Below are 22,078 nucleotides of genomic sequence, written 5' to 3'. Positions count from 1 at the left end.
CCACGTCACCTGCGGCGTCGACACCGGCATCGGTTTACTGCGGCAGCACTTCGAACACGGCGACGTAGCTCAGGCGACGCTGCTTGGCTTCCGGCAGCGTGGTCTTGGCGTCTTCGCTGGTGGTTTCCAGCCAGTACATGCCGGCCTGCGGCCACTTGACCTCGAACTTGCCGTCGTTGCCGGTGGTGACGTTGATTTCGTTCTGCTGGTCGCGATAACGGGTCGAGCCCGGCACGATTTCGACCTTGAGGCCCGCCGCCGGCTTGCCGTCGACGAGCAACTGGAAGCTCGCGGTTTCGCCCGCGAACAGATCGTTCGGATGGGTCACCGGCACCAGCTCGATGCCCTTGCCAGTGGTCTTGAACGCGGTCGTGCTCGGCTTGCCGACGGTGGCGAAGGTCTCCACGCGGCCGAGGCTTTCGGAGGCATTGACCTCGGTGGCGCCGGCCGGGATGCCGCTCTTGAACTCGCTGGCCTTGCCGCGCCAGCGCTTGGCTTCGCCGCCGAGCTTGTAGCTGGCGAACAGACCTTCGTTGTTCATCGCGACCTTGTAGGTGCCTTCCTGCGACAGCTCGACGTCGAACACGCTGCGCAGCTTGCCGGTCGCACCGTTCTGCGGCTGCACGGCGCTGCCGTCGGGCGCGGTGATCTGCAGGCGCTCCAGCGGTAACGGCACGTGGTTGAAATAGAACAGGTCGTTGGAGACCGCGGCGTCGACGGTCAGCCACGAACCCTTGTCGGAGAACACGGTCTGCGAAGGCTGCAGCCAGGCCTTGTGCGCCTGGGCGGTGCCGGCGAGCGCGAACGTGGCGACGACGGCGGCGGCGAGAAGTTTGAGGTTCATGTTTTTATCCGGGAATGGGGAATCGGGAATCGGGAATCGTTAGGGGAAGAGCCGGGATGGAACAGGAGTCGGAGACCGCTCGCGCGATTCCCGATTCCCCATTCCCGATTCTCAAGGCTTCACCACCACCTTCACCTTGCCGAGTTCGGTCTTGCCCTGCGCCGACAGGTTCTGCGCCTTGGCCGGCCACTCGAACGGGATCGACAGCATTTCGCGGCCGCCGACTTCGCGCGCGGCTTCCACGACCAGGGTGTAGCGGCCCGGCGCGAGGCCGGCGAGGGCCTTGCTGTTGCCCTTGAACGAAACCGCGTGCTGACCGACCGGACGGGTCGCGCCGCTGACGCCGTCGACCGGCATCTGCAGGGTGCGGCCGCTGCGGCGCCACCACTGGCGCATGTCCTTGAGCCACTTGGTGCCTTCGCCGTTCTTCATGTCGAGGTCGTACCAGACCGCGAGGTTGCTGGCGACGCTGTTGTCGGCCTTTTCGATCCAGGCCGCGACATAGGGGCGGTGGTACTCGGCGGCGTTGATGCGCGGGATCTCGATGTTGAGTTCGAGATCGGCCGCGAGCGCCGGCATCGGCAGCACCATCGCCGGGATCAGCACTTTGAAAGACGACAGCTTCATGGATCGCTCCTGGGAGTTCTAAAGCGGGGAATGCGTAAAGCGACGAATGCGTAAAGGGGATGGGTCAGTGCATGAACAGGATGATCAGCAGCAGCGGCACCGCCAGGCCCGCCGCGACCAGCGGCCAGGTCTTGCCGCGCTGGCGTGCGTGCAGTTGCAGCAGCCACAGGCCGGTCGAGGCGAACAACAGGCAGGCCACCGCGAACAGGTCGATGAACCAGCGCCAGGCCGCGCCGGTGTTGCGGCCCTTGTGCAGATCGTTGAGCCAGGCGATCCAGCCGCGGTCGGTGCGTTCGTACTCGATCGCGCCGCTCTCGCGGTCGATGCTGAGCCAGGCGTCGCCGCCGGGACGCGGCAACGAGACGTAGACGTCGGCATCGGACCACTCGCCCTTGCGTTCGGCGGTGCGCACGTCCAACGCATCGGCGAGCCAGTCGTTGACCGCGCCGGGCAAGGGCGCGTCGGCGGCATGCTCGCGCTTGAGGCCGCGCAGCAGGCTCGCCGGCAAGGTTTCCTTGACGTTGACCACGACCGGTTCGGATTCGATCTGGGCGGCGTGGTTGAGGGTGATGCCGGTGACCGAGAACAGCAGCAGCGCGACCAGGCTCACCGCGGCGCTGATCCAGTGCCAGCGGTGCAGGGTCTTGAGCCAATAGGCGCGACGATTCGGATCGATCGTGCCCGAAGCGGCCTTGATCGGTTCGGCCTTGATCGGGCCGGCCTTGATCGGGCCGGCTTTGATCGAGCCGGTCTTGATCGCGCGATCGTCGCGGCTGGCCGCGCTCACGTCTGGCTCCAGCGCCGCAACAGGTTGTGGTACACGCCGGTCAGCTGGACCAGCGCGGGATGATCGGGCACGTCGGCGGTCAGGCGCCGGATCGACACGTCCAGCTCGAACATCAGCCGGCGCTGCGAATCTTCGGCGAGCAGGCTCTGGATCCAGAAGAACGAGGCGAGGCGTTCGCCGCGGGTGACCGGGGTGACCTTGTGCAGGCTGGTGCCGGGATACAGCACCAGGTCGCCGGCCGCCAGCTTCACTGGGTGGGTGCCGTAGGTGTCTTCGATGACGAGCTCGCCGCCGTCGTATTCCTCGGGCGCGCTCAGGAACAGCGTGGCCGACAGGTCGGTGCGCACCGCGTCCATGCCGCCGCGACTGCGGTCGTAGCGGATCGCGTTGTCGACGTGGAAACCGAACGACTGGCCGCCGGCGTAGCGATTGAACAGGGGCGGGTAGACCCGCTGCGGCAGCGCCGCGGAAAAGAAGGTCGGGTTGCGCGACAGCGCGTCGAGGATGATCGGGCCGAGCTCGCGCGCGACCGGGTCGTTCTCGGGCAGTTGCGCGTTGTCCTTGGCCTTGGCCGACTGGTGGCCCGCGGTGATCCGGCCGTCGCTCCAACCGGCCTGGGCCAGGCGTTCGCGGCAATGGCCGACCTGTTCGGCGGTGAGCACCTTGGGCACGTGCAGCAGCATGGGTTTCCTCAATGCGGCCGCCCGGGAGGACCCGGGCGGCGCGCCTGGACGATGGAAGTCCGATTAGAACGTGAACTCGAGGTTCGATACCACTTAGAAGGCGAAGTTGGCGCTCAGCACCACCTGGCGTCCGTCGCCCGGGGTGGCCCAGCCGTTGTTGCGGATGCGGGTGAAGTACTCCTCGTCCGTGAGGTTGTTGATGTTGAGCTGCAGCGAGGCCTGGCGGTTGATCTTGTAGTTGACCATCGCGCGGTGGGTCCAGTAGCTGCCGTAGGTCGTCAGCGGGCCGTTGAGGTTGGTCGCGCTGTGCTGGGTCAGCCAGATCTTGCCCTGGAAGGTCGCGCCGTAACCGACCTGCCAACGCGGGCTGATGTCGTAGGTGGTCCACAGGCTGAAGGAGTCTTCCGGCACCTGGGTCAGACGATCGCCCTTGGTGTAGTCCCGGCCCAGATTGGCCTGGAAGTCGGACACGCCCTGCAGCACTTCGCTGTCCAGACGCGCGTAGTTGGCGTAGACCGCCCACTGGTCGGTGATCAGGCCGGACAGGCCGATCATGAAGCCGTCGACGCGCGCGCTGCCGTCGAGCTGCTGCATGCCGGACAGGTTGGCCGGGTTGTCGAGGTCGGCGACCTTGTAGTTCTCGCGCTCGTTGCGGAACACCGAGCCGGTCAGGGCGAGGCGGCCGTCGAGGAAGTCCCACTTGGTGCCGATTTCGTAATTGACCGCGGTTTCCGGATCGACCGAGCAGGTCTGCGCGGTGCACGAACCGTTGACCGAGGCCTTCGACGGCGTCTTCGAGTTGCCGTAGGCGATGTAGATGCTGCCGTTCTCGACCGGCTTGTAAACCAGGCCGGCACGGTAGGAGAACAGATCGTCGTTGCTCTTGAACGGCACGCCGTAGCCGGTGACGGTGCCGATCGGCTGGGCCGGCAGCGGCTGGTTCGCCGCGGTCGGAGCCTGCACGACCACCGCATTGATGGTCTCGCCTTCGTTGCGCTCGTAGCGCGCGCCCAGGCTCAGCTGCCACTGCTCGTTGAACTTGAGCGTGTCGAACACGTAGATCGCGCGGTTGTCGAGTTCGCCTTCGGTGCGGCCGGTCAGGGTGCGGTTGAGCGGGCCGCGGTAGGTGTGGTCCGGACGCGCGATGTTCATCTGCGGCAGGCCCGCGAGGAACGGGTTGGTGCCGTTGGGGTTGCGGAAATCGCTGGTGACGTCGAGGTCGAATTCTTCGTGCAGCACCGAGAAGCCGGCGACCAGGTTGTGCTCGATCGCGCCGGTGTTGAAGTTCACCGTCAGGTCGGTCTGGTTGTACAGCGTGGTGTTGCGGGTGTCGCGGCCGTAACCGCGCGGGCCGCTCGGGCTGTAGTTGCCGGGGCGGGTGCTGCCGCAGCTGGTGCCGGTCGGGGTGAGGTTGTTGGCCAGGCACCAGGTGCCCTGGACCGCGTCGACCAGCGAGAACTGGTCGGCCTGCTGCCAACGGGTCAGGTTACGGATCTTGAAATTGTCGTTGAAGGCGTGGTCGAGGATCGAGGTGACCGAATCGAGCTGGATGTCCTGACGGTCGATGTTGCTGTAACCGTAGTAGTTGCCGCGGTCGATGCCCGGCAGCACGTCGCCGTTGAAGAACGGCAGGCCGTATTGCGGGGTGTTGTCGTCTTCCTGGTGCAGGTAGTTCAAGGTCCAGCTGGTGTCGCTGCCGAGGCCGAAGGCGAGCGATGCGGCCACGCCCCAACGCTCGTTCTGCTCGACGTCGCGGCCCGGTACGTCGTTCTGGTGCGCCATCGCGTTGAGGCGCAGCGCCGAGCCTTCGCCCAGCACAAAGTTGCTGTCGGTGGTGACGCGGGTGTAGCTGTCGGTGCCGGCGGCGATCGAGGCCTTGTGGAACTCGTTGAGGCCGGCGCTCTTGCTGACCAGGTTGACCGTGCCGCCGACCGAGCCGGCGCCGGAGTAGACCGAGTTGGCGCCGTTGACGACTTCGACCGCTTCCAGGTTGAAGGGGTCGGTGCGGCTGTAAAGGCCGCTGTCGCGCACGCCGTCGACGGTGATGTCGCTGCTGGCGTCGAAGCCGCGCAGGTTGATCTTGTCGCCGAAGCCGCCGCCGCCTTCGCCCGCGCCGAAGGTGATGCCCGGAAGGGTGCTGAGGATGTCGGTCAGCGAGAGCAGGTTCTGGCCGTCGATGGTGGTGCGGTCGATCACGCTGATCGTCTGCGGGGTGTCGCGCAGGTTCGCGGTGTACTTGCCGCTGCTGGCCTTCTGTACGCGCTGGCCGTGCACCGCGACGCCGTCGAGGTCCTTGGCCTGGGGTTCGGGCGCCGGGGCGGCGAGCACGGGCAGACTGAGGGCGAGGGCAAGTGCACCGGCGAGCGGCGACACGACGAACTTCGTGGTCATGGGGGATCTCTGGATTGCGGATAAACGGCGCGGGGCCGCGTCAGTCCGCGATCTTAATGAGATGGATTCTCATTTGCAACGAATTGTGAACAATTCGAGGGTCTTGTAACCGTTTCCGGTGTAAATGCGTGCGCAAACAGGGGTTTGGCAGGCGCAGGGGGCCGCATACGAGCGCTGGCATCGGTGCTTCAAAGGGGTAGGAGCGGCGCAAGCCGCGACCGTGAAGCACCGGACTCGCGTAACACCCTCTTGTAGGAGCGGCGTAAGCCGCGACCCAAAGCACCTAGCTCGCGCCCTAGCCCCATCGCGGCGTTCGCCGTCGCCCCCTTCGACAAAGGATGACAAAAGGGGCGAGCGCCTGGCGCAGGCACGAAGCCAGATGCAGTTTCGGCGCGGGGGATTTGCTCTTGCCCGGGTGGAGAAGAAGCGAAAGGAAAATCCCCGGCCCCTTTGGAAAAGGGGGAACAGCTGCAGCGACAATGATCGAAACGAAGCGGCGCCTACTCGCGGTCGTCGCGGGTCCAGACCCCGCCGTCTTCGACCTTGACCGGGAACTTCACCACCGGTTCGTAGGCGGGCGCGCACAAGGGGCGGCCGTCGCGTACGTCGAAGCGGGCGCCGTGCAGGACGCATTCGACCGTGGCTTCCTCGCCGTCGAAGGCGCCTGCGGACAGTTCGAAGTCCTCGTGCGAGCAACGGTCTTCGAGGGCGTAGAAATCGCCGTCGTAGTTGCATACGAAGATCGCGGTGTCGCCGTCCCAGGCGACGGTCGATTCGCCGGGCAGCAATTGCGAGGTGGCGCAGACGAAAACCCAGTCACCCATGGCTTGCTTTCCTGAAGAGCTGGCAGTGCGTTGCGAGGCATTGTAGAAGCGGGCAGGGCCGGTGTGCACTGCGCGCTTTCCTGGCCTTGCCGATGGATGCGACCGGCCAAGGGATGCAGGCCGGATCGTAAAGCGGGCGAAGTGGAGACCAGGACGACGGGGCGTCGTTTTAACCCCGACGCCTCAACCAGGCCTCAGCCCACGGACATCAGAACGTCTTTTCCAGCACCTCGAAGCGCAGATCGTCGCGCTTGGGCAGGCCGAAACGCTCGTCGCCGTAGGGGAAGGGCTTGTAGTGGCCGGTGCGGACGTAGCCGCGGCGTTCGTAGAAGGCGATCAGCTCGTCGCGGATGTCGATCACGGTCATGCGCATGGCCGGCAACTTCCAGTCCTCGCGGGCGATGCGTTCGGCTTCGTCGATCACGCGCTTGCCGATGCCGCCGCCCTGCAAGGTCGGCTTGACCGAGAACATGCCGAAGTAGCCGGCGCCGTCCTCGGCCGCGACATGCGCGCAGGCGAGCAGCTCGGGTGCGGCGTCGGCGCCGTTGCGCTCGACGATCAGGATCACGCTCTGCGGACGGTCGAGGCAGGCCTTGATGTCGTCGGCGCCGGTGCGGCGGCCGTCGAGGAAGTCGGCTTCGGTGGTCCAGCCGGCGCGGCTGGAATCGCCGCGATAAGCCGATTCGACCAGGTCGACGAGGGCGTCGGTGTCGGCCAGGGTGGCAGCGCGAAAACTCAGAGTGTCGTGGGTCATGCGAGCAGTTTGCGGACTTTGTTCAGGGCGGCCACGAACGCGTCGATCTCGTCGTGGGTGTTGTAGAACGCGAGCGAGGCGCGGCAGGTCGCCGGCACGCCGAAGTGTTGCATGAGCGGATGCGCGCAGTGGTGGCCGGAGCGGATCGCCACGCCTTCCAGATCGAGCAGGGTCGCCAGGTCGTGCGCGTGCGCGCCTTCGACCAGGAAGCTGATCACCGCGGCCTTCTCCTGCGCCTGGCCGAAGATGCGCAGGCCGGGCACCTGCGACAAGGCTTCGTTGGCGTAGGCCAGCAAGGCCTGCTCGCGGGCGTCGATGTGTGCCATGCCGAGCGCCGACAGGTAATCGACCGCCGCGCCCAGGCCCACGAAGCCGGCGATGTTCGGCGTGCCGGCTTCGAACTTGCGCGGGCCGTCGGCGAACACGGTGCCCTCGAAACGCACTTCCTTGATCATCTCGCCGCCGCCGATGAAGGGCGGCATCGCATCGAGGTGTTCGCGCCGCGCCCATAGCGCACCGGTGCCGGTCGGGCCGCTCATCTTGTGGCCGGTGATCGCATAGAAATCGCAGCCGATCGCGGCGATGTCGAGCGGCCGGTGCGGCGCCGCCTGCGAGCCGTCGACGAGGGTGGCGATGCCGCGCTTGCGCGCTTCGCGGCAGATCTCGCGCACCGGGTTGACGGTGCCGAGCACGTTGGAGACGTGGGTCAGCGCGAGCAGCTTCACCTCGGGCGTCAGCAACGAATACAACTGATTCAGATCGAGCTGGCCGCGTTCGTCGATCTCGGCGACCTTGATGGTCGCGCCGGTGCGCTGGGCGACCAGCTGCCAGGGCACGATGTTGGCGTGGTGCTCCATGCGCGTGAGCACGATCGCATCGCCGGGGCGCAAGCGCGGCAGCGCCCAGGAGTAGGCGACCAGGTTGATCGCGAAGGTCGTGCCGCTGCACAGCACCAGTTCGTCGACGCGCACGTTGAGGAAGCGGGCGAGCTTGGCGCGCGCGCCTTCGTAGGCCTCGGTCGCCTCGCTGCCGAGCGCGTGCACGGCGCGGCTGACGTTGGCGTTGTGGTGGCGATAGAAATCGTCGACCGCCTCGATCACCGCGGCCGGCTTCTGGCCGGTGTTGGCCGAGTCGAAATAGATCAACGGCTTGCCATGGACCTCGCGGGTCAGCACCGGGAAGTCGGCGCGGACGGCGGTCCAATCGATCGAGGGAGCTTGGGCGACGGTCATCGGTAAGGTCCGGTGGAGCCAGCAACGAGTGGAGAGGAGCGAGAAACGAGTAAGAGCGTGCTGGAACTCGTTACTCTCTCCTGCGCACTCGTTCTTCGTTTCAAACGACTTGCAGGCGTTCGAGGGCGAGGTTCAAGCGCACTTCGAGCATCGAGCGCGCGCTCTCGTCCTCCAGCACCGACAAGGTCTCGCGACAGAACGCCGCGGTCAGCAATGAACGCGCCTGTTCGGCCGGCAAACCGCGCGAACGCAGGTAGAACATCGCCTGGGGGTCGAGCTGGCCGACGGTGGCGCCGTGGGCGGCCTGGACTTCGTCGGCATGGATCTCGAGCACCGGCTGGGTGTCGATCTCGGCGCCTTCGTTGAGCAGCAGGTTCTTGTTCGACAGCGCGGCATTGCTGCCGTCGGCGCCCTCGCGGATCAGGATGCCGCCGTGGAAGGCGGTGCGCGAACGGCCGGCGCCGAGCCCGCGCCAGGTCAGCTGGCACTGACTGTCGCGGCCGACGTGGTCGATGCCCAGGCGCGTATCGAGATGGCGGCGGCCGGTCGCGAGCAGCACGCCGTTGGCATGCACCTGCGCGGCCTCGCCATGCAGCGCGGCGTTGAGTTCGTGCCGCGACAGCGCCGCGCCGAGTTCGAGATCGATGCGGCGGTACTGCGCGGCGCGCGCGAGCACCGCGTCGGTGCGTGCGACCACGGTCGCGCCGGTCGCCTCGTCCTGCACGCGCGCATGCGACAGCGATGCGTTCGGCGCCAGGTGCACGTGGGTCAGGCTGTTGGACAAGTGGGTGTGGCTGTCGGCCGCGAGTTGGTGCTCGACCAAGGTCAGGGATGCGCCTTCGCGCAACTCGACCAGGTGGCGCAAATGCCAGGCGCGGTCGNCTGCCGACGAAGACGAAATGGATCGCGCCTGCGACCTGCACGCCGGCGTCCACGCGCAGCACCGCGCCTTCGTCGGCCAGGGCGGCGTTGAGGCGGGCGAAGATCTCGTCGCTGCGGTCGAAGCGGCGGGCGAGGAAATTGGTTTCGCGGGCGTCGTCGATCGCCAGCACCTGCGACAGCGGCTGCAGCGAAACGCCCTGCGGCAGGCCGCTGAGGTCGCTGTGCACGGCGTCGTAGCGGCCGTTGTGGAAGACGATGCGCGGGGTCGGGATGCCGGCGATGGCCGAGGCGTCGAAGCCGCCCGGGGCGAGATCGGCGGCGGCGAACGCGCGCCGGTCGAGCGCGCGCAGCGGCGTGTACTTCCAGGCTTCGTTGCGCGGGCCGGGCAGGCCGTCGCGCAGCACCGCATCGAGCGCGGCGCGGCGGGTCGGGCCGAGGCCGGCGGCTTCGCGTGCCGACAATTGCTCGAACGAAGCGGCGAATCCTTCGAGTAGCAGACTCATGTCAGTGTCCTCGCGCAGGCGCGGCGGAACGTGTCGGGGCCCAGGCCCGGGCCTGCGTATGCAAGTCGATGGCGGCGTGGCGGGGCGGGGTCACGCGGCGCTCTCCGGTGCGACGCGGTCCTTGAGCCATTCGTAGCCGTGCGCTTCCAGTTCCAGGGCCAGCTCCGGGCCGCCGCTCTCGACGATGCGGCCGTCGGCCAGCACGTGCACGACGTCGGGCTTGATGTAGTCGAGCAAGCGCTGGTAGTGGGTGATGACCAGGAAGGCGCGGTCGGGCGAACGCAGTGCGTTGACGCCGTCGGCGACGGCCTTGAGCGCGTCGATGTCGAGGCCGGAGTCGGTCTCGTCGAGGATCGCCAGCTTGGGTTCGAGCAGGGCGAGCTGGAAGATTTCGTTGCGCTTCTTCTCGCCGCCGCTGAAGCCTTCGTTGACGCCGCGGTGCAGCAACTCGTCCTTCAGGTGCAGCACAGCGAGCTTCTCGCGCACCAGCTTGAGGAACTGCATCGAGTCGAGCTCGGCCTCGCCGCGCGCCTTGCGCTGAGCGTTGAGCGCAGCGCGCAGGAAATAGGTGTTGTTGACGCCGGCGATCTCGACCGGGTACTGGAAGGCCAGGAACACGCCGGCGGCGGCGCGTTCTTCCGGCTCCAGTTCGAGCAGGTTGCGGCCCTCGAATTCGACCGTGCCCTCGGTCACCTCATAGCCCTCGCGGCCGGCGAGGATATTGCCGAGCGTCGATTTGCCGGCGCCGTTCGGCCCCATGATCGCGTGCACCTGACCCGGCTGCAGGTCGAGCGAGAGGCCTTTGAGGATGTCCTTGCCGGCGACTTGGACGTGGAGGTTTTCGATCTTCAACATGGGGGTGTCCAGAAAACTGAGTGGCGCGGCGGCGCCGGTATCGGGTCGGAAGGCGGGCGGCGAGGGCCCGCGCTCAGGTACAGACGCCTTCGTAGGCGAGCTTGCGCTTGGCGCCGCCGGCATCGGCGTACTCCAGGCATTGCACGAAATCGGAGCCGGCGAAGGCTTTCAGCGCCGGGCAATCGAACCGGCGCGGTTCGGCCTCGGCGGCGACTTGCGCGGGCGCCAGGGTGCCGGCCGGGTCGGTCCACAGCAGTCGTTCGACGCCGTTGCCGTCGAGGCTGCGTAGGCGCAGGCGCTCGCCGTCGATGGCGACCACGTCGGCCTCGAAGGGCTTGCGCCAGCGGCGCAGTTCCTGGCCGGCGTCGTCGATTTCGATCACCTCGTCGGCGATCAGCAGCTTGTCGTCGAGCGGCAGCGCGCGCACCCGCGCATACGGGGTCGCACCGCAGGGGTGTTCGCTCCATTGCAGCACGCGCGGGTCGTGGGTCTCGGCTTGCTCGGGCGCGATGGTGAACGGCAACAGGTACTCGCCGTCGGCGAGCGCGTGTTTGATCGTGCCCGGCGGGGCCAGCGGCGCCTCGACCGGCGCGACCGCGGTGGCGGGCGTCGGAGCCGCGGCGGCCGTGGTCGCCGGTGCAGGAGCCGACGCCGCGGTCGGCGGGGCCGGCGCAGCCGAGCAGGCGGCGAGCGCCGCGGCCAGCAGCGCCGGGAGCAAGGGTGCGGGCTTCATCCGACCGAACCTTCCAGCGAGACTTCGAGCAGCTTCTTGGCCTCGACCGCGAACTCCATCGGCAGCTCGCGGAACACCGACTTGCAGAAGCCGTCGACGATCATCGACACCGCGTCTTCCTCGCCGATGCCGCGCGAACGGCAATAGAACAGCTGATCGTCGCTGATCTTGGAGGTGGTCGCTTCGTGCTCGACGGTCGCATCGGGGTGCTTGACCTCGATGTAGGGGAAGGTATGCGCCCCGCACTTCTTGCCGATCAACAGGCTGTCGCACTGGGTGTGGTTGCGCGCACCGGCGGCGTTCTTCTCGATCTTGACCAGACCGCGGTAGGTGTTCTGGCCGCGGCCGGCGCTGATGCCCTTGCTGATGATCTTCGACTTGGTGCGCTTGCCGATGTGGATCATCTTGGTGCCGGTGTCGGCCTGCTGGCGGTGATGGGTCAGCGCGACCGAGTAGAACTCGCCGCTGGAATCGTCGCCGAGCAGCACGCAGCTGGGGTATTTCCAGGTGATCGCCGAACCGGTCTCGACCTGGGTCCAGCTGATCTTGCTGCGCGCGCCGCGGCATTCGCCGCGCTTGGTCACGAAGTTGTAGATGCCGCCGACGCCGTTCTCATCGCCGGGATACCAGTTCTGCACGGTCGAGTACTTGATCTCGGCGTCTTCCAGCGCGACCAGTTCGACCACCGCCGCGTGCAGCTGGTTTTCGTCGCGCATCGGCGCGGTGCAGCCTTCGAGGTACGAGACGTAGGCCTTGTCCTCGCAGATGATCAGGGTGCGCTCGAACTGGCCGGTGTGGCCGGCGTTGATGCGGAAATAGGTGCTCAACTCCATCGGGCAACGCACGCCCTTGGGGATGAAGACGAAGCTGCCGTCGGAGAACACCGCCGAATTGAGCGCGGCGAAGAAGTTGTCGCCGGTCGGCACCACGCTGCCGAGGTACTTCTTCACCAACTCGGGTTGCTCGCGGATCGCTTCCGACATCGAGCAGAAGATCACGCCTTTCTCGGCCAGTTCCTTGCGGAAGGTGGTGCCGACCGAGACCGAGTCGAACACCGCGTCCACCGCGACGCCGGCCAACCGCGCGCGCTCGTGCAGCGGCACGCCCAGCTTGTCGTAGGTGGCGATGAGCTCTTCGGGCACTTCGTCGAGCGACTTGTACTTGGCCTTTGGCGCGCTGTAGTAGCTGAGCGCCTGGAAGTCGATCGCGGCGATGTTGAGCTTGGCCCAATGCGGCATCGGCATGGTCAGCCAGTGGCGATAAGCCTCCAGTCGCCACTGCGTCATCCACTCGGGCTCTTCCTTCTTGGCCGAGAGGGCACGGATGGTGTCCTCGTCGAGGCCCGGAGGCAGGCTGTCGGATTCGATGTCGGTGATGAAACCGGCTTCGTAGCGACGCCCGAGCTGTTCGTGGATCGCCTCGTTCTGAAGCGGGCGATTAGCGATGTCGCCCGAGGGAGCGGGCGTCTTGATGATGTCGGTGGCCATGGCGGCTGCCTACTGTCTAAGCGCCGGCCAGGCGCAGATCGATGCGCCGGCCGGCTGGTTCGGGTGAAAAGGAAGGAGTGGGGGCGAGCATCTGGGCAAGGGTGACGTTGCTCAGGGCTTCGATGACCACGTCGTTGATGCGGCGCCAGTTGGCGCGCACGCCGCACTGGTGTTCGAGGCCGCAATTGCCTTCGTGGACGCTGCACTCGGTCATGCCGAGCGGGCCTTCCATTGCCTCGACGATCTCGATCAGGCCGATTTCGTCGGCGGGGCGGGCCAGGCGATAGCCGCCGTTGGCGCCGCGGAACCCCTCGACCAGACCGGCCTGGGCCAGCGGCTTGAGCAGTTTGCTGACCGTCGGCGCCTCCAGACCCGCCCGCTCGGCCAGCTCCGACGCGCTCAGGACGCGGTCGGACTGGGCCGCCAGGACGGTCAGGACGACCGTGGCGTAGTCGGTGAGTTTGGTGACGCGGAGCATCGGCGGGGCCGCTCGGGGTAATTCGTACCGAAATTGTACGTTTTTCTCCGGGCGCGGCCAAGCCGGGGGTTTTGCGCGATTCAGGCGTATCGCGGGGGCGGTCCGGGCCCTGGCCGCGGTGAGGGGCCTGGTCCGAGGTCCGGCCCGAGGTCTGGCCTGAGATTTGGCCCGATGCATACAGGCCGTCGGCTGTGCGGAGGGACCTGGATAGCGAAGGCCGTTCAAGCACGTCAGAATGCTGGTTCGTCATTTTGGGATTCGCTATGCCGCGCAAGATCGCCGCCCGTCGTTCCGCCATTCACGGCAATGGTGTGTTCGCCATTGCACCGATCGCCAAGGGCGAGCGGGTCGTCGAGTACAAGGGCAGCCGCCGCACCCACGAAGAGGTCGATGCGGGCGAGACCGGCGACGCCGACTCCGGCCATACCTTCCTGTTCACGCTCAACGACGAGTACGTGATCGACGCCAACCACGAAGGCAATACCGCGCGCTGGATCAACCACAGCTGCTCGCCGAACTGCGAGGCGGTGCTGGAAGAGGACGACGGCGACGACCGCCGCCGCGACCGGGTCTTCATCGAGGCGGTTCGCGACATCGCCGCGGGCGAGGAACTGTCCTACAACTACGGCATCACCCTGGCCGAGAAGCACACCAAGGAACTGAAGAAGATCTGGGAGTGCCGCTGCGGATCGGCGAATTGCACCGGGACGATGCTGCAGCCGAAGAAGGACAAAAAGGCGAAGAAGGACAAGGACAAGAAGAAAGACAAGAAGAAAAAGAAAGACAAAAAGAAGGGCAAGAAGAAGGATTGAGAGGTTTCCGGCCCGGCGCAGTTCCGGGCTGATGGCGCGCACCGCGGGCATCGAGGAGGTCCTCGGGTGCCCGCCGGGTAGTCCGAAGGCGGCATCCCGCCCCTGTAGGAGCGGCGTCCTAGCGGATTTCCTTCGGTCATAAGCCGCGATCGCGGGATGCGCAGAGGCAATATGGCTTACGTCGTCCACCGAAGCGGCGTGTTGTCGCAGAGTAGGAGCGGCGCGAGCCGCGACCAAGGGATGCGCAGAGGCGACAATGCCGGTGCTACCCACCGAAGCGGCGGGCTGTCGCAAGGGTAGGAGCGGCGCGAGCCGCGACCGCGTTGTTTCGGTCTCGCGGCGTATCGCTCAAGCAATATCAAGATCAAACGCCAAAAGCTTCCGCCACTAAAGTGGCGGGTTACTTTCTTTTGTCATAAGCAACAAAAGAAAGGTAACCAAAGAAAAATGCTTTTCTTTGAATCACAAGCCCGCGCGTTCGATGCTGACGCGGGGCTTTTTCATACGGGACATCCCTGTCCCGATGAAAAACGGCCCGCATCCATGCGGGCCGCCCTCCGGGTCTTCGATTGGCTTCGCGAGTGCAAAATGGCGCACAGCTCTTTAAGCAACGGCAACGGCAGGGCTGCTTCGGGGTAGGAGCGGCGCAAGCCGCGACCGCGCGGCTTCGACGCGCGACGCGACCGCCCTGCAATCCTGGGTGCGGTCCGCAGGCCGGCCTCCAATGCAGCGCCCGGTCGTTCTGACCAACGCTCGGCCGATATCTTCGTGCCCTTCCCGCCCGATCCCGCAAAGCCCCCGGGCCGGGTACGAAGGTCCGATAGCCGCTTCGTCGCCGCGACGGGACACTGCGGTGCGCCGGCCGCCACGCCGCGATAACGTGCGGCGGCGACAATGGTCGCCGGTTCGCGCATCGCGCGGCGCAACGCCCTTCTTCCCTTCGCACCGTATCCAGGAGTCGCCATGAGTTCGATCCAAGGCAAGGTCGCCGTCGTCACCGGGGCCGCCAGCGGCATCGGCAAGGAAATCGCCCACGAGCTGGCCCGCGCCGGCGCCGCGATCGCGATCGCCGATCTCAACCAGGCCGGGGCCCAGGCCGTCGCCGACGAAATCGCCGGCAACGGCGGCCGCGCGATCGGCGTGGCCATGGACGTCACCGACGAGGCCGCGGTCAACGCCGGCATCGAACGCGTGGTCGCCGAACTCGGCGGCATCGACATCCTGGTGTCGAACGCCGGTATCCAGATCGTCAATCCGATCGAGAATTACGCCTTCGCCGATTGGAAGAAGATGCTCGCGATCCATCTGGACGGCGCTTTCCTGACCACTAAGGCGGCGCTGCCGCATATGTACAAGGACAACGGTTCGGGCCAGAGCCGGGGCGGCACCGTGATCTACATGGGCTCGGTGCATTCGCACGAGGCCTCGCCGCTGAAGTCGGCCTACGTCACCGCCAAGCACGGCCTGCTGGGCCTGTCGCGGGTGCTGGCGAAGGAAGGCGCCAAACACGGCGTGCGCAGCCATGTAGTCTGCCCGGGCTTCGTGCGCACCCCGCTGGTCGACAAGCAGATCCCCGAGCAGGCCAAGGAGCTCGGCATCAGCGAGGACGAGGTGATCAAGAAAGTCATGCTCGGCAACACCGTCGACGGCGTGTTCACCACCGTCGAGGACGTCGCCCAGACCGTGCGTTTCCTCGCCGAATTCCCGAGTGCGGCGCTGACCGGGCAGAGCTTCGTGGTCAGCCATGGTTGGTATATGCAGTAACGGGCGTCTGCGAAAGCAGCGTGGATGGGCTTCATCGTTACAAGACGCTGAAGTCCCTTCGGCTTCCCCCCTTTGAGGAAGGGGGCAGGGGGCTGCCGTTGCCCCTTGCTGCTTCGCCGCGCCATCGGTCTTCACGGCGATAACGGCGCAAGCGAAGCACCATGGGCGCCTGACCGCCGCGAAAGTTTCCGAAGAGGCAACCGCAATGCCCAGCAGCAAGCGCTCCACACCGCCGCAGCGCGAACCCGCATCGCGGACGCCGGCCAAGCGCGATCCCAAGCCGGCGACGGCGGCCAAGAAAGATCCATCTACGAAGACCCCGGCCCGCAAAGAGCCGTCCAAGGAACCCTCCAGGCGCAGCAGCGTCGCCGCACGCTCACCCGTCGCGCGCGCGCCGGCCAAGCGCGTGCCGAAGCCGGCGACTCCACCCAAGCGCGCGGCCAGCAAGCAGGCCGCCTCGCGTGCGGCCAAGGCCGCGGGCGAGCGCATCCGCGCCGAAACCTCGGTGTTGCCGGAGAACATCGCCCTGGTCCTGCAGGGAGGCGGCGCGCTCGGCGCCTATCAGGCCGGCGTCTATCAAGGCTTGTACGAAGCCGGCATCGCGCCCAATTGGATCGCCGGCATTTCGATCGGCGCGTTCAACACCGCGATCATCGCCGGCAACCCGCCGGACAAACGCATGGACGCGCTGCGCGAGTTCTGGGCGACGATCTCGCAACCGACCCTGTTGCCCTCGACCACCTTCGGCCAGGAAGCGCGGTTCGCCGATCTCGATGCCGACACCCGTGCCTGGCTCGATACCTGGGAGGCCTGGCGCGCGATCGTCGAGGGCCAGAACGGCTTCTACCGTCCGCGCGCGTGGCTCGGCCAGGACCCGTTCGCGGTGCCCGGGCCGGCGGCGGCCAGCCTGTACGACACCTCGCCGATGATCGCCACGCTCGAACGCATGGTCGATTTCGACCGACTCAACGACGGCGGCATCCGGGTCTCGGTCGGCGCGGTCAACGTGCGCACCGGCAATCTGGAGTATTTCGACAACACCCGGATGCGCCTGGACGCGCGCCACATCCTGGCCTCGGGCGCCTTGCCGCCGGCGTTCCCGGCCATCGAGATCGACGGCGAGTACTATTGGGACGGCGGCCTGGTCTCGAACACCCCGCTGTCGCACGTGCTGACCTCGTCGCCGCGCCGCGACACCCTGGTGTTCCAGGTCGACCTGTGGAACGCGCGCGGCGACCTGCCGCAGACCCTGCTCGACGTCGCCGAGCGGCAGAAAGAAATCCAATACTCCAGCCGCACCCGCCTGATCACCGACACCCAGCGGGTGTTCCAGCATTACCGGCGTCTGCTGCGCGAACTGCTCGAGGAAATCCCCGAGGACGTGCGTGCGAGCAACCCCTGGGCCCAGCACGCCGCCGAGCTGGCCTGCGACCGCCGCTACAGCGTGATCCACCTGATCTACCGCGACCGCGCCCGTATCGGCCACTTCAAGGACTACCAGTTCGGCCGCGTGGCCATGCGCGAGCACTGGCTGTCCGGCCAGTCCGACATCGCCCGGGCCCTGGCCCATCCGGACTGGATGCAACTGCCGGCCGGCGAATCGGCTTTCGTCACCCACGACGCCACCGCGCCCTGAGCCGGGCGAGTCGGGGCGTAACCGGGCGCGCATTCAGCCCTGCGGACCGGTCGCCGAACTCAAGGATGCGCGTCGGCGGCCAAGGGTTGCCATGACTTACGCCATGCGGTGAAAAGCCGCCGCACCGCTAGTCTGCGCGGCATCGCGACACCGTTCGCCGCGATCCGTCATCGACGAGGGCCGGGGCAGGCACTCGCTATGCGATCAATCCGCATCACCGGGGCTGCTGTATGCGCACGAATCTGTTCACCTCCCTGCTCGCGACCTCGGCTGCGATCGCCTCTCCCTGCGCCTATGGGTTGGAGATCGACGGCCGCATCGACCCGGAGGAATGGCGCGGCGCCCAGCGCATCGACGACTTCCGCCTGACCCAGCCGCTGTCGCGCGCGGCCGCCTCGCAGCCGACCGAGGCCTGGCTGCTGGCGACTCCGGACGGGCTCGCCGTGGCCTTCCGCAATCACCAGCCGGCCGGCGTGCCGCGCCTGCGCCAGCACACCCAGCGCGACGGCAACGCCACCGTCGACCGGGTCAACCTCTACGTGGACTTCGACGGCGACGGCCGTGCCGGCTACAACTTCACCGTGACCCTGGCCAACAGCATCGTCGACACCACCATCACCAGCGAGAACCAGTTCAACGACGACTGGGACGGCGACTGGCGCCACGCCACCGCCGAGGACGACAACGGCTGGTCGGCGGAGATGCTGATCCCCTGGCATATCGCACCGATGCGCGACGTCGCCGGCGGCACCCGCACCCTCGGCATCGAACTCGACCGGGTCATCGCCTCGACCGGCGAGCGCACCTCGTGGCCGGCGGTGCACTACACCGAAGCGCGCTTCCTGTCCGCGTTCAACCGCATCGAAGTGCCGGCCTACAGCCAGTCGCTGCTGGCGATCACCCCGTACGTGGTCGGGGTGGGCGACGCGGTCGGCCACGACGGCGATTTCGACGCCGGCGCCGACCTGTTCTGGAAGCCCAGCGGCAAGTTCCAGCTCAGCGCGACGATCAACCCCGATTTCGGCCAGGTCGAAAGCGACGAGCTGACCGTCAATTTCAGCGCCACCGAATCCTTCTTCAGCGACAAGCGCCCGTTCTTCACCGAGAACCAGGGCTTCTTCGAGTTGCCCTTCGGTTCGTACAACAGCAACAGCCGCCTGATCTACACCCGCCGCGTCGGCGGCAAGACCGACGACGGCCTGGGCTCGGGCGACGTCACCGCCGCACTCAAGCTCAACGGCAGCGCCGGCGGCTTCAACTACGGCCTGTTCGCGGCCAACGAAGGCGACGAGGTCGGCCGCGATTTCTACGCGGTGCGCGCCACTCGCGACTTCGCCGCGTTCGGCCTCGGCGCGATGGTCACGCGCGTGGACCGCCCGTTCCTGGACCGCCAGGCCAACGTCTACGAATTCGACCAGCGCTGGACGCCGAACCCGCAGTGGGCGATCCGCGGCACGCTGGTGGCCTCCGACGTCGAGCAAGGCGGTCGTGCCCTACGCGACAGCGGTGGCCAGATCCGGGTCGATTACGACATGGGCGGCGGCTGGCGCCAACAACTGTACGGCCTGCACCTGGGCAAGGATCTGCAGCTCAACGACTTCGGCTATCTGGAGCGCAACAACTTCAACTACCTGCGCTACGACCTGGGCCGCCGCGTCACCGACCTGCCGGCCGATTCGTCCTATGCCTCGCACGACTGGCACTACGCCGCTTCGCGCCGCTACAGCGACGACGGCGTGCACATAGCCGACGCGTTCGCGATCACCCGGCGCGGCGAGCTACGCAACGGCGGCAACGAGTTCGCCGAGGTCGCGCTGTGGACGGCCGGCCACGACGACCTGATCACCCGCGGCAATGGCGTGTTGCGGGTGCCGTCGCGTTTGTTCGTCAACTACGAGCGCCTGCTGCCGCGGCAGGGCGACAGCCCATGGTCGCTGGCCATCGAGGCCGGCTACAGCGCCGACGGCCTGGGCGGCATCGACGAGGGCGAAACCAGCCTCTATCTGGAGCCGAATTATCAGTTCAACGACCGCCTGATCCTGTTCGCCGGCTTCGAATACAGCCACGCGCCCGACTGGCTGCTGTGGCGCGGCGGCAACCGCCTCGGTGCGTTCCGTGCCGATACCCTGGTGCTGGACGCGGGCCTGCAGTGGTTCATCGACGACAAGCAGGAGCTGCGCGTGCGCCTGGAAACCATCGGCCTGGACGCGCGCCTGAAACAGGCCTACCGCGTCGACGCCGGTGGCCGCGCGCTCGCGGTCGACGAAGCGATCCCGGATTTCCGCGTGCGCAACCTGGGCTTCCAGATCCGCTATCGCTACGAACTGGCGCCGCTGTCCTATCTCTACATCGCCTACGTGCGCGGCGGCGAGATGTTCGAGGAAGGCCGGGTGGACCGCGGCGTCGGACGCGAATTCCGCGATGCCTTCGACTTGCGCGACAGCGAGCAATTGCTGGTCAAGCTGTCGTATCGGTTCGAGATCTGAGCCGGGGCGGCGGTCGCCTCAGCGCGGCCGCCACTCCAGGCCAAGATAGAGCGAGCGGCCGTCGCCGGGCAGGAAGTTGCGGCCGTCCTGGCCGCGCGCATCGGCGATCACGCTGCTGCTGGCGATCCACTTGCGGTCGCCGAGGTTGCGGGCGTCGGCGAACCACGACCAGTCCTTGGCGACTTTTCCGCCGATGCGCAGGCCGGCGATGGTGTAGCCCGGTGCCTTGAAGCTGTTGGCGTGGTCGATGTAGTAGTTCTGCGGCGTCCACTCGAGGTTCGGGGCGAGATAGAAGTACTCGCCCGGCGACCAGCGCAGTTCGGCGCGCAGCTGCTGCGCAGGCATGCCGGCGAGGTCGTTGTCGCCGTAGACACGGTCGCGGTCGAAGCGGAAGTCGTTGTAGAGATAGTTCGCCGACAAGGTCCAGTGCTCGGCCGGGTGCCAACCCAGGCCGAGTTCGATGCCCTGGTGAATGGTGCGGTCGGCATTGACGGTGCCGAGCGGATTGCCGCTGCCGTCGCTGAGTGAGAGCAGCTCGCCGTCGATGTGGGCGCGATACAGGGCGAAGTCGACCGACAGCTTGTCGCGATCCAGGCGCAGGCCGATTTCGCCGCTGTCCGCGCGTTGCCGGTCGACCTGGGTCACCCCGGGGCCGCCGCTGAGCTCGCCGAAACTCGGCGGCTCCAGGCTGCGGCTTATGTTGGCGTAGAGCTGGGCATACGCATCGAGCAGATAGCGCAGGCCGAGCTTGGGGCTGATACCTGAATAGTCGCGGGAGAAACTCTCGTCGCGGCCGCCGGTGATGAAACGGTCCTGCGAGCGGCGCTGCGAACGCAGCGCCTGCGCGCCGACGGCCAGCACCCAGCTCGGCGCGAGCCAAGTCTGGTTCTCGACATAGAGCTTGGCGTTGCGCGCGCGCTGGTCGAAGCGATTGCTGCGCGCGCCGGCGTGGCCGGCGATGTTGAAGAAACGATCGTCCTCGATGTCGCCCTGGGCGAAGGCGGCGCCGGCGATCAGCACGTTGCGGCGGCCGAACCATTGCGACTCGCCGCGCCAACGCAGGTCGACACCGGTGTCGCGGCTTTCCTGGCGCAGCACCTGGAAGATCGGGTGGTCGAGCGACTTGTCGGCGTAGTAGAGCGAAAGCGTGAGCGTGCCGGTCTCGGATGCGGCCCATGCGAGTTTGGCGGCGATGCGGTCGAGGCGATAGTCGCGGCGCTGGTTCAAGGCGAGATTGCCCGACGCGGCGAGGGTGGGGTCGCGTCGCGATTCGGCCAGGGTCAGATTGCCCGGCAAGGCCGAACGCGTGTCGACGTGGGTGAGGTAAACGCGGCCGTCGAGGGTATCGCTGAAGCGGAAACCGGCGTTGCCGAACACGCGATAGTTTTCCTGCTCGGCATGATCGCGGAAGCCGTCCTGACGCAGACCGCTCAGGCTCAGATAGCCGTCGCCACGGCCGGACACGCCGGCGAAAGCGGCCTGGCCGCGACGATAGCCGAAGTCGCCGGCTTCGACGCGCAGGCTGATGGGGGCGGCGTCGTACCCGGTCGGCGAAACGAAGTTGATCGCGCCGCCGAGCGTGGCGGCACCGAACTCGAGCGCATTGGCACCGCGATAGACCTCGATATAGCGCGACGACAAGGGCTCGACCGCCTGGAAGTCGAAACCGCCATCGGCGAGGTTGAGCGGGCTGCCGTCTTGCAACAGCTCGAGACCGCGCCCGTGGAAGGTGCGTTGCAGGCCGGAGCCACGGATCGACAACCGCGCTTCTTCGGCGCCGAAACGCGGTTGCACGAACACACCGGCGGCGTAACCCAGCGCATCGGTCAGGGTGCTGACACGGCCGCCGCGATAGGACTCGCCGTCGACCAGCCCGGTCGCACCGGCGCGCTCGTCGAGACGCTCGCGCGCTTGCTCGATGCCGTCGACGGCGAGCGGCTGGCCCCTCAGGCCGAACACCCGCACCGAGTCGAGGGTCTTGGCCGACGACCAATGATCGGCCGAGGCCGAACCTCCGATGGCAGGCGTTTCCGTCGACTGCGCGTATGCACGATGCGAGTGGAGAGCGAAGGTGAGAATCGTGACCAGCGCGAGCAGGGAGGGGCGAAATGTGACGGCGCGCATGGCGGGGTCCGGGGTGGGAGCCGGCAAGCGTAGTCAGGCGGTTGTCGGGGTGGATGCGGCATAACGCCGCAGTGGGGTGCTCTTGATTTGAGGGTAGGAGCGGCGCGAGCCGCGACCGCGTCCCGGCGGCTTCCGGCGTCTCTTTCACGCAAGAGCAAAGCTTCCGTCCGCTAAAG

The 22,078-nt window shown here is 67.0% G+C and carries 16 protein-coding genes and 2 pseudogenes; 4 read left to right on the top strand and 14 right to left on the bottom strand.

Annotation, left to right across the window (positions count from 1 at the left end; all coding sequences use genetic code 11):
* Positions 1–34: 34 nt before the first annotated feature.
* From ACTJJK_RS10360 to ACTJJK_RS10300, 13 genes and pseudogenes are all read right to left on the bottom strand, one after another.
* Positions 35–844 carry a DUF4198 domain-containing protein gene (locus ACTJJK_RS10360; protein WP_031373866.1) on the bottom strand — a complete coding sequence of 270 codons (810 nt, stop codon included), beginning with the start codon at positions 842–844 and terminating at the stop codon, positions 35–37.
* Positions 845–955: 111 nt separating this feature from the next.
* Positions 956–1,471: a DUF2271 domain-containing protein gene (locus ACTJJK_RS10355; RefSeq protein WP_223619916.1), complete on the bottom strand. Its 516-nt coding sequence runs from the start codon at positions 1,469–1,471 to the stop codon at positions 956–958.
* A 64-nt stretch (positions 1,472–1,535) separates the two neighbouring features.
* Positions 1,536–2,168 (bottom strand): PepSY-associated TM helix domain-containing protein, encoded by a 633-nt coding sequence (locus ACTJJK_RS10350; RefSeq protein WP_031373864.1) that lies wholly within the window; start codon positions 2,166–2,168, stop codon positions 1,536–1,538.
* Between the two features lie 86 nt (positions 2,169–2,254).
* On the bottom strand, positions 2,255–2,941 hold the full coding sequence (locus ACTJJK_RS10345; protein ID WP_031373863.1) for a Fe2+-dependent dioxygenase: 687 nt from the start codon (positions 2,939–2,941) through the stop codon (positions 2,255–2,257).
* A 93-nt stretch (positions 2,942–3,034) separates the two neighbouring features.
* The gene (locus ACTJJK_RS10340; RefSeq protein WP_440730142.1) at positions 3,035–5,332 is read right to left on the bottom strand and encodes a TonB-dependent receptor; all 2,298 of its coding nucleotides are present in this window, start codon (positions 5,330–5,332) and stop codon (positions 3,035–3,037) included.
* 500 nt (positions 5,333–5,832) lie between these two features.
* The gene (locus ACTJJK_RS10335) at positions 5,833–6,156 is read right to left on the bottom strand and encodes a Rieske (2Fe-2S) protein (RefSeq protein ID WP_031373861.1); all 324 of its coding nucleotides are present in this window, start codon (positions 6,154–6,156) and stop codon (positions 5,833–5,835) included.
* A gap of 208 nt (positions 6,157–6,364) precedes the next feature.
* Positions 6,365–6,910: a GNAT family N-acetyltransferase gene (locus tag ACTJJK_RS10330; RefSeq protein WP_031373860.1), complete on the bottom strand. Its 546-nt coding sequence runs from the start codon at positions 6,908–6,910 to the stop codon at positions 6,365–6,367.
* A complete protein-coding gene (locus ACTJJK_RS10325; protein ID WP_440730141.1) occupies positions 6,907–8,142 on the bottom strand; it encodes a cysteine desulfurase in 1,236 nt (411 codons plus the stop codon). Before ACTJJK_RS10325 ends, ACTJJK_RS10330 begins: the two co-directional genes overlap by 4 nt.
* Before the next feature lie 100 nt (positions 8,143–8,242).
* A pseudogene (gene sufD, locus ACTJJK_RS10320) lies at positions 8,243–9,527 on the bottom strand (Fe-S cluster assembly protein SufD).
* 90 nt (positions 9,528–9,617) lie between these two features.
* Positions 9,618–10,382, bottom strand: coding sequence for a Fe-S cluster assembly ATPase SufC (gene sufC, locus ACTJJK_RS10315; RefSeq protein WP_031373857.1), 765 nt, complete (start codon positions 10,380–10,382; stop codon positions 9,618–9,620).
* 73 nt (positions 10,383–10,455) lie between these two features.
* Complete coding sequence (locus tag ACTJJK_RS10310) at positions 10,456–11,115, bottom strand: hypothetical protein (protein WP_031373856.1); 660 nt, start codon at positions 11,113–11,115, stop codon at positions 10,456–10,458.
* On the bottom strand, positions 11,112–12,602 hold the full coding sequence (gene sufB / locus ACTJJK_RS10305; protein ID WP_036149647.1) for a Fe-S cluster assembly protein SufB: 1,491 nt from the start codon (positions 12,600–12,602) through the stop codon (positions 11,112–11,114). The genes ACTJJK_RS10310 and sufB overlap by 4 nt, the downstream gene beginning before the upstream one ends.
* A gap of 16 nt (positions 12,603–12,618) precedes the next feature.
* Positions 12,619–13,080 carry an SUF system Fe-S cluster assembly regulator gene (locus ACTJJK_RS10300; RefSeq protein ID WP_031373854.1) on the bottom strand — a complete coding sequence of 154 codons (462 nt, stop codon included), beginning with the start codon at positions 13,078–13,080 and terminating at the stop codon, positions 12,619–12,621.
* Positions 13,081–13,343: 263 nt separating this feature from the next.
* On the opposite strand from ACTJJK_RS10300, the pseudogene ACTJJK_RS10295 reads away from it, so the two are divergent.
* From ACTJJK_RS10295 to ACTJJK_RS10280, 4 genes and pseudogenes are all read left to right on the top strand, one after another.
* A pseudogene (locus tag ACTJJK_RS10295) lies at positions 13,344–13,808 on the top strand (SET domain-containing protein); the annotation flags it as partial.
* 1,047 nt (positions 13,809–14,855) lie between these two features.
* Complete coding sequence (locus ACTJJK_RS10290) at positions 14,856–15,656, top strand: 3-hydroxybutyrate dehydrogenase (RefSeq protein ID WP_031373852.1); 801 nt, start codon at positions 14,856–14,858, stop codon at positions 15,654–15,656.
* 205 nt (positions 15,657–15,861) lie between these two features.
* Complete coding sequence (locus ACTJJK_RS10285; RefSeq protein ID WP_081931297.1) at positions 15,862–17,292, top strand: DUF3734 domain-containing protein; 1,431 nt, start codon at positions 15,862–15,864, stop codon at positions 17,290–17,292.
* A 230-nt stretch (positions 17,293–17,522) separates the two neighbouring features.
* Positions 17,523–19,778, top strand: a complete 2,256-nt coding sequence (locus tag ACTJJK_RS10280) for a DUF5916 domain-containing protein (protein ID WP_440730140.1) — start codon at positions 17,523–17,525, stop codon at positions 19,776–19,778.
* 18 nt (positions 19,779–19,796) lie between these two features.
* Here ACTJJK_RS10280 and ACTJJK_RS10275 read toward each other — a convergent pair whose 3' ends face one another.
* Positions 19,797–21,902 (bottom strand): TonB-dependent receptor family protein, encoded by a 2,106-nt coding sequence (locus tag ACTJJK_RS10275; protein WP_440730139.1) that lies wholly within the window; start codon positions 21,900–21,902, stop codon positions 19,797–19,799.
* Positions 21,903–22,078 lie beyond the last annotated feature (176 nt).

This window comes from Lysobacter sp. 22409, assembly GCF_052045105.1.
Taxonomy (GTDB): Bacteria; Pseudomonadota; Gammaproteobacteria; order Xanthomonadales; family Xanthomonadaceae; genus Lysobacter; species Lysobacter antibioticus_B.
Note: the sequence above shows the minus strand (reverse complement) of the source record. Positions and strands in the feature narration are given on the sequence as shown.

Coding starts and splice junctions, on each gene's coding strand:
- ACTJJK_RS10360 (WP_031373866.1), bottom strand. CDS start 844: ATGAACCTCAAACTTCTCGCCGCCGCCGTCGTCGCCACGTTCGCGCTC.
- ACTJJK_RS10355 (WP_223619916.1), bottom strand. CDS start 1,471: ATGAAGCTGTCGTCTTTCAAAGTGCTGATCCCGGCGATGGTGCTGCCG.
- ACTJJK_RS10345 (WP_031373863.1), bottom strand. CDS start 2,941: ATGCTGCTGCACGTGCCCAAGGTGCTCACCGCCGAACAGGTCGGCCAT.
- ACTJJK_RS10340 (WP_440730142.1), bottom strand. CDS start 5,332: ATGACCACGAAGTTCGTCGTGTCGCCGCTCGCCGGTGCACTTGCCCTC.
- ACTJJK_RS10335 (WP_031373861.1), bottom strand. CDS start 6,156: ATGGGTGACTGGGTTTTCGTCTGCGCCACCTCGCAATTGCTGCCCGGC.
- ACTJJK_RS10330 (WP_031373860.1), bottom strand. CDS start 6,910: ATGACCCACGACACTCTGAGTTTTCGCGCTGCCACCCTGGCCGACACC.
- ACTJJK_RS10325 (WP_440730141.1), bottom strand. CDS start 8,142: ATGACCGTCGCCCAAGCTCCCTCGATCGATTGGACCGCCGTCCGCGCC.
- sufC (WP_031373857.1), bottom strand. CDS start 10,382: ATGTTGAAGATCGAAAACCTCCACGTCCAAGTCGCCGGCAAGGACATC.
- ACTJJK_RS10310 (WP_031373856.1), bottom strand. CDS start 11,115: ATGAAGCCCGCACCCTTGCTCCCGGCGCTGCTGGCCGCGGCGCTCGCC.
- sufB (WP_036149647.1), bottom strand. CDS start 12,602: ATGGCCACCGACATCATCAAGACGCCCGCTCCCTCGGGCGACATCGCT.
- ACTJJK_RS10300 (WP_031373854.1), bottom strand. CDS start 13,080: ATGCTCCGCGTCACCAAACTCACCGACTACGCCACGGTCGTCCTGACC.
- ACTJJK_RS10290 (WP_031373852.1), top strand. CDS start 14,856: ATGAGTTCGATCCAAGGCAAGGTCGCCGTCGTCACCGGGGCCGCCAGC.
- ACTJJK_RS10285 (WP_081931297.1), top strand. CDS start 15,862: ATGCCCAGCAGCAAGCGCTCCACACCGCCGCAGCGCGAACCCGCATCG.
- ACTJJK_RS10280 (WP_440730140.1), top strand. CDS start 17,523: ATGCGCACGAATCTGTTCACCTCCCTGCTCGCGACCTCGGCTGCGATC.
- ACTJJK_RS10275 (WP_440730139.1), bottom strand. CDS start 21,902: ATGCGCGCCGTCACATTTCGCCCCTCCCTGCTCGCGCTGGTCACGATT.